We start from the raw sequence: 6,113 nt of genomic DNA on the forward strand, positions 1-6,113 counted from the left end.
GCGGAGCGCGGCGACGACGGATGACCGGCCGGCGAGAGCCGCCGGCCCGCGGATTCACCGGTCCCCCCGGCCGGCGCCCACCAATTCCTTGCGGAGCCTCACCCTGGCGCGGTATCCGAGCGTCTTGACCGCCCCCACCCGCCGGCCGGTCAAGCGGGAGATCTCCTCGGACGTCAGACCCTCCCAGTAGCGCATTCGCAGCATCTCCCGCTGGGCGGCGGTCAATTTTGTCATGGCAATAGCCAGCCTGGCCGCATCGGCCGCGCCGTCGAATGCCGCGATGACCGCGCTCTCCACGCGCACTCCCGCATCCATCTCGGGCATCTCGAGAACCAGCACCTCGGCAATGGACGACCTCCGCCGTACATGATCCTTCAGCAGATTCTTCGCAATGGTGACCAGCCATGCGGAGAAGTCCGTGCCGGTCCACCGGTATCCGCGGATCGAGCGCATCGCCCGCACGAAGGTCTCCTGCGTCAGGTCCTCGGCGAGTGCTTCGTTCCCCTGCGTCCGGCGCAGGAGATAGGCCAGCAACGGGCCTCGGTGGCGGCGGTACAACTCGCTCCAGGCGGCCGGATCGCCGGCCTGCGCGAGATCGATGAGCATCGACATGCGGTCGACGTTGCTGCGTGTCAGGGCTTCCTCCCCGGTCCGCTCCGACCCCTCTGCGGGGTAGGCGCAGACGCTAACACCCTTGCACGCATGCAAGCAAGGAAATCGATAATCCCGAGCCAATCCCCGGTAATCAAGGGGAATCCCGTACAGGCTTGCATGCGCGCAAGGTGAATGGCCGCTCCGTGGCGGCGCGGTAGTCTGCCCGCATGCCACCCACCATTGACGAAGATCCCGGACGCTCCACGGCCCGCCGTTTCGGTGCGGCCGTCCACGAGGCCGCCGAACGCGCGGGATACGATCTGCGCCCCGGCGCGGGCGGCCGGGCCGCGCTCGCCAAGGACGTCGGAATGAGCGCGTCAGCCGTGGGCCGGATGCTGCGGGGGGACACGCTCCCCCGTCCGTCGCAGTTCGAGCAGATCGCCTACGCGGTACATGTCGAACTGCGGGACCTCTTGGTCCGCGGCGGCGTTATTTCCCGAGATTCCGCCAACAGCCTTCCGTTGAGAGTACGCTCACAGGCCATCAGCCCAGAGGAAGCGGCCGACGCCTGGGGCATTACCGACCCCGTGATCCGGAAATTCCTGCTCGCCACCATCTCGCAGGCGATCACCATGCAGCACGGGCAACGGGAGGAGAATGCGGGCTGACGTCGTGCCGGAATGAGGTGAAGGTCAGCGTGGCCAGATTCGCACCAACCGTCGTCAGAGTCTCGATGTCCGTTCTCGGCCTGGCGCTCGCCGTCGTGGCGGGCCGCGAGACGCCCTGGATCCCCCCGCTGACCGGCTTCCTGTTCGCGGTCCTGACCGCCACCGAACTCGCCCTCGCCAAGGTCCGCCACTGGGTCCACCGGGCCGACGACCAGCTCCACACCCAGCTGGCCTTCGTGCTCTCCGAGCAGTCGAGGGCCGCCGCGGAGCACGACGCCCTCGCCCTGGACCTGGCCGCCCTCGGACGGCAGATCCAGGAGCAGCAGCGGCAGCGCAACGGGGTGGACTCCCTGCTGGGGCTGCTCCTGACAGCCAGGGACGACCTCACGGAGGCCCGCCGGGCCGCCGCGGCCACCACCGCCGACTACGCCGACCTCTCCTCGGACTGGAACGGCCTGGTCCAGGAGGTGATGCGGGACGGCACCCCGCTCCCGGTCCCCCCGGCCAGAACCACCCCGGACACCACCCGCCCCCCGGCCCACGACTGACGACGCCCGGCGGGCACGGCAGGCGCGGCGGGGCGTCGGCGGGGCGTCGGCGGAGCGGGCTGGATTCGGAGCTGCGGAGGCGGGCGGGACCGCCCGGCCGGGGCCCCGGTCTCCGATCGACCGCTCCGGGCACCTCTGCTCGTTCCCGGGCCGGTCTCCCGCGCCGTTCACGAGGGCCACGGTGGCGGGACCGCTAAGCGTCCCCCGACGGTGGCCTGATGTCCCGTCCGCCCGCTCAGGGGGCGCAGGGCCCGAGGTCGCCGATCACCCCGACGCGGAAGCCGAGCCACGGGTAGGTGTGGCTGAAGAAGGGGTTGTCCTGCGGCTGGAGACCCACCGCGGAGGGCCACATCTGGTACGCCGGGGCGTTGGACACCCCGCCGTGTTCCCGGCGCCAGACCCGTGCGGAGTCCCCGCCGGCCGGGGGCGGGGTGATGGTGTCGGTCCACTCGACCGCGTTGCCGCCCTGGTCGAGGGTGCCCCAGGGCGAGGTGGTCCTGGCCTGGCCGACGGTGCTGAGGCTGCCCTGGTAGAGCATCCGGTACGCGATGGGGTCCAGCCCGAAGGGGTTGACGGTCGCGCAGGTGACGGGCTGCACCTGGCCCGGGCACCAGCTCGGAGCGGGCAGGTTGCTCGCGTGGTACGAGGCCAGCGGCTGGGTGGCCGCGTTGGTGACGTCGCCGGTGGCGGGGTCGAGGACGGTGGGCGCGGGTGCGGTGGCGTCGCCGTCCCCGAAGACACCGGGGTTGGTGGGGTACTTCCAGTAGGAGTAGGTGCCGCCGCCGCTCGGGTCGTAGTACGCCGCCTTGATCCACTCGTCCTGGCTCGGGACGACGAAGCCGGAGTCCTGCGCGCGGGTGGCATCGGGGCGGGCGAGGTCGTACATGCCGCGCTCGGTCTGCGGCGAGAGTTCGACCTGGTAGCTGACGTAGTCGTGCCCGTCCCGGACGCCGGACTGCCGGGAGACCAGCCGGCCGTTGTGGAGCGAGTTGACGAAGCGGGCCGCCTTGAGGAAGTCGGCGAAGCCGTACGGCTTGTCCGCCCACTCGGGGTACGCCACGGTGTAGTGGTGGCCGTCGGCCGCCGCGGCGGAGAACTCGATCGGGCCGTACTTGGGCCACGCCGAGGAGCTCTCGCTCCGGTCGTACAGGCCGTGCGGGTCCCGTCCCCGGCGGTCGGCCGTGTTCAGGAAGGCCACCCACTGTCCGATGGTGACCTCGAACTCCCCGATCTCGTACGGGTCGCGGACGCCGCCGACCATCAGGCACCCGGAGGTGTCCGGTGGCGCGTCGGCGCAGGTCCGGTAGATCGCGTCGGTGAACGGGACGACGGCGACCGCCGGGTTCCCCGGGGCGCCGACCTTCACGGTCGTCACGGTCACCACCTCGCCCCGGACTCCCCCGGGCGTACCGGGCTCCGAGGCCGCGGCGACCGCGGACGGGGCGAGCAGCACCGAGACCCCGCAGGCGGCCAGGGCAGCCCTGCCGAGTCGGGTACGGCTGACGGCTACCTGCATGGTCGTTCCCTTTCGGCCACGGCGGACCTCCGCCGGATCCGGCGCTGCGGTGCGGAGGGATTCGGCGGCCGGTCCCGGCCGCGAGTGGTCCCACGCTAGGACAGCGACCACGCTCCGCGGTCGAAGCATCGCGGGAGGGAGGGGAAATGTTCGCCCGTGCGACGGCCCGCCCGCGCTGCAGCCCGCGTCCGCGGGTGCGGGCCGTTCACTCGTTCGTGTCGCCGGGGTGTCGTCCGCGGTGGCGGGCGACAGGCGTGGACCACCATGTGTGCTGTCCCGCTGGAGGCGAACGCGGGCCCGCCGTCGACGGGAGAGCGCCGTGCCCCGCAGCCACCCCCGGCCCCCGCGCCCGCCGGAGCGCGGTCGCCGATGCCCCGGGCGCGGTGGCCCGTGAGGCTGGCCATCGACCGGGAGTCACCCGATCTGCCCGCCGTCGAACAGGCGGTCTGCACCGAGCTGGCGGCCGTCGACGCCGGGCCCGAGGTCTGCAACCAGGTGCTGGTGGCGATCCTGGAGGCGGTCGCCAACGCCCTGCGGCACGGCCGCACCCTCGACGGCGCCGGGCGTCCCGTCCTGCTGGACCTCGAGGTCTCGGACGGCCGGATCACCGCGACGGTCACCGACGACGGCCCGGGCTTCGACCCGGCCGCCTGTCCCGACCCCCGCGCGCCCGAGCGGCTGCTGCTCCCGGGCGGCCGGGGACTGCTGCTGATGCGCCACTACATGGACAGCGTCGACCACGCCTTCCCGCCCGGTGGGGGCACGGTCGTGACGCTGCGCCGTTCCGTCCCCGCCGCGGGCCCGGAGGCGGAGGATCCCCGCCGCCGGGAGGACCGCGGCTGAGGCCAGGGTCCGGGCAGGCGCGGTCGTGGTGACCGGCCGGCGGGACGACGGACCGTCAGGCCCGGTGTCCGCAGGGGCCGTACCGGTCGGTCCCGTCGCTCAGCTCCGTACCAGCCGTTCGGCGTGCTCGGCCTCGTCCGGCCGGATCGCGCCGGGCCGGGAGCCGGCGGGCCGCCAGCGGGTCGTGACGCCGTCCGGGCCTTCCAGCGCTCCGCCGCGCAGCGCCGCCTCGATCCGCTCGCGGACCTCCGCCTCGGCGGCCGGTTCGGCCGCGAAGAGCACCCGCAGCCGTACCCGGGCGTCGGTGGACGGCTCGACGGCGGTGTGGTGGGGGGCGAGTGGGCACGGCGGTTCGTGGTCCCAGTGCCCGCACAGCGCGACGGTGACGGCGGCCCCGAGGGCCCGGACGTCGCCGCCCGCCGCCAGTACCACGACCGCCTCATGGACGTAGGCCCTGCGCATCCGCCCAGTATCCCCCCGTCCGCCGTCGGTGCGGCCTGCCAGGATGGCGGCATGTCGAACGAACCCCGGACCTGGTCCGGCGATCTGCACCCGGACCTGCTGGCGGCGAAGGCCCGGGTCTACGACCCGGCCGGGCTGGCGTGCTCCCCGCCGGTGGCGGAGGCGGAGAGCGCGCAGTACGCGGCGTACGGGTTCGACCTGGACGGCCGCGCGGTGCGGTTCCGGGCGGCGCGGACCACTCCGGCCAAGGCGGGCCAGTTCGTCACGGTGTGGAAGCGGCCCGATCCGCGCGGGCCGATCCGGCCCTTCGACACCGCCGACGACCTCGACCTGGTGGTGATCAGTTCGCGGGACGGCGGGCAGTTCGGGCAGTTCGTCCTCCCGTGCGCGGCGCTGGGCGAGCGGGACGTCCTGTCCCGTGACGGGGTGGGCGGGAAGCGGGCGTTCCGGGTCTACCCGCCGTGGGTCACCACGACCAACCGCCAGGCCCGCGCCGCCCAGGCCTGGCAGCTGGAGTTCTTCCTGCCGGTCCCCGAAGGGGGCCCCGTCGACCTGGTCCGGGCGCGGGCGCTGTACCGCGCGCGGGACTGACCCGGGGCCGCAAGGGGCGGTCCGCATGCCCGTGCCCGGGGCCCGGGCTCAGCGCCCCGGGCTCAGCGCCTGGCGCGGATGCCGTCGAGGGCGATGCCGAGCACCCGGTCGCGCTGTTCGTCGTCGGGGAAGGCGACCGTACTGACGCCGGAGACGAGGCGCAGCAGGTCGTCGATGTCCATGTCAGGGCGTACCTCGCCGGCCTCCTGGGCGCGGGTCAGCAGGGGCGTGCCGGCGTCGTACATGGACTGGCGGCAGGCCAGGAAGACGTCGGTCTCCTCGCCCGCCAGGGCCTCGCGGATGGCGCGCTTGGTGAGGGCGTAGGAGACGAAGCGGCGCAGCCAGGCGGCCAGTGCCTCCCACGGCGGCTCGCCGGCGAGCTCGGCGGCGACCACGCCGAGGTCGTTGACCTCGTTGGCGTAGACGGTTTCGAAGAGGTGCCGGCGGGTGGGGAAGTTGCGGTAGAGGGTGCCGATGCCGACGCCGGCGCGGCGGGCGATGTCCTCCAAGGAGGCGTCGGCGCCGTGTTCGGCGAAGGCGTCGCGGGCGGCGGCGAGCAGCGCGTCGAAGTTGCGCGCGGCGTCGGCGCGGCGCGGGCGCTGGGCCGCGAGGAACTCGTGGACGACGACCTGTTCCGGCACGCGGACCTCATCTCGGACACCCGGCTTGAACCGGAGGGGTGCCTCCGCTAATCTGGAGGCATGCCTCAACTTTACCAGTGAGGCCCCGACCTCGCCCTGCCGCCGTCCGGCCGGGATCCCCCGCACACCGCCGGGCCGGTTCCGGCCCGCGGACCGCCCGCCCGCTGCCGCCCGCGGTCGGTCCGCCCCCGCATGCCCCGCGCGCCCGGCCCCGGTCCGACCTGCCGCTCGATCCTCCGTTCCGCCCTCC

Annotated in this window: 8 protein-coding genes; 4 read left to right on the top strand and 4 right to left on the bottom strand. The window is 73.7% G+C overall.

Annotated features, from left to right (window positions below; all coding sequences use genetic code 11):
* Nucleotides 1–54: 54 nt before the first annotated feature.
* Nucleotides 55–612, bottom strand: a complete 558-nt coding sequence (locus tag AA75_RS28865) for an RNA polymerase sigma factor (RefSeq protein ID WP_051813626.1) — start codon at nucleotides 610–612, stop codon at nucleotides 55–57.
* Nucleotides 613–821: 209 nt separating this feature from the next.
* Between AA75_RS28865 and AA75_RS28870 the strand changes: the two genes are divergently transcribed.
* Both AA75_RS28870 and AA75_RS28875 read left to right on the top strand, forming a co-directional pair.
* Entirely contained in the window at nucleotides 822–1,262 is a 441-nt protein-coding gene (locus AA75_RS28870; RefSeq protein WP_033823221.1) for a helix-turn-helix transcriptional regulator, read from the top strand.
* Nucleotides 1,263–1,291: 29 nt separating this feature from the next.
* On the top strand, nucleotides 1,292–1,810 hold the full coding sequence (locus AA75_RS28875) for a hypothetical protein (protein WP_158515578.1): 519 nt from the start codon (nucleotides 1,292–1,294) through the stop codon (nucleotides 1,808–1,810).
* A 235-nt stretch (nucleotides 1,811–2,045) separates the two neighbouring features.
* Here the strand turns inward: AA75_RS28875 and AA75_RS28880 are convergent, their stop codons facing one another.
* Nucleotides 2,046–3,326 (bottom strand): hypothetical protein, encoded by a 1,281-nt coding sequence (locus tag AA75_RS28880; RefSeq protein ID WP_033823223.1) that lies wholly within the window; start codon nucleotides 3,324–3,326, stop codon nucleotides 2,046–2,048.
* 390 nt (nucleotides 3,327–3,716) lie between these two features.
* Here AA75_RS28880 and AA75_RS28885 point away from each other — a divergent pair, with 390 nt between their 5' ends.
* Nucleotides 3,717–4,169, top strand: a complete 453-nt coding sequence (locus AA75_RS28885) for an ATP-binding protein (protein ID WP_055731257.1) — start codon at nucleotides 3,717–3,719, stop codon at nucleotides 4,167–4,169.
* Between the two features lie 99 nt (nucleotides 4,170–4,268).
* Here AA75_RS28885 and AA75_RS28890 read toward each other — a convergent pair whose 3' ends face one another.
* Nucleotides 4,269–4,631: a hypothetical protein gene (locus AA75_RS28890; RefSeq protein WP_051813630.1), complete on the bottom strand. Its 363-nt coding sequence runs from the start codon at nucleotides 4,629–4,631 to the stop codon at nucleotides 4,269–4,271.
* A gap of 51 nt (nucleotides 4,632–4,682) precedes the next feature.
* Between AA75_RS28890 and AA75_RS28895 the strand changes: the two genes are divergently transcribed.
* A complete protein-coding gene (locus AA75_RS28895) occupies nucleotides 4,683–5,222 on the top strand; it encodes a MepB family protein (RefSeq protein WP_033823232.1) in 540 nt (179 codons plus the stop codon).
* Nucleotides 5,223–5,284: 62 nt separating this feature from the next.
* On the opposite strand, the gene AA75_RS28900 is transcribed toward AA75_RS28895, so the two are convergent.
* Nucleotides 5,285–5,863, bottom strand: a complete 579-nt coding sequence (locus AA75_RS28900) for a TetR/AcrR family transcriptional regulator (protein WP_033823224.1) — start codon at nucleotides 5,861–5,863, stop codon at nucleotides 5,285–5,287.
* Nucleotides 5,864–6,113 lie beyond the last annotated feature (250 nt).

It is taken from the genome of Kitasatospora sp. MBT63 (assembly GCF_000710465.2).
Lineage (GTDB): Bacteria > Actinomycetota > Actinomycetes > Streptomycetales > Streptomycetaceae > Kitasatospora.

Bases quoted from the DNA above. Each gene is read 5' to 3' on its own strand.
- AA75_RS28870 (WP_033823221.1), top strand. From the start codon at position 822: ATGCCACCCACCATTGACGAAGATCCCGGACGCTCCACGGCCCGCCGT.
- AA75_RS28895 (WP_033823232.1), top strand. From the start codon at position 4,683: ATGTCGAACGAACCCCGGACCTGGTCCGGCGATCTGCACCCGGACCTG.
- AA75_RS28880 (WP_033823223.1), bottom strand. From the start codon at position 3,326: ATGCAGGTAGCCGTCAGCCGTACCCGACTCGGCAGGGCTGCCCTGGCC.
- AA75_RS28865 (WP_051813626.1), bottom strand. From the start codon at position 612: ATGTCGATGCTCATCGATCTCGCGCAGGCCGGCGATCCGGCCGCCTGG.
- AA75_RS28890 (WP_051813630.1), bottom strand. From the start codon at position 4,631: ATGCGCAGGGCCTACGTCCATGAGGCGGTCGTGGTACTGGCGGCGGGC.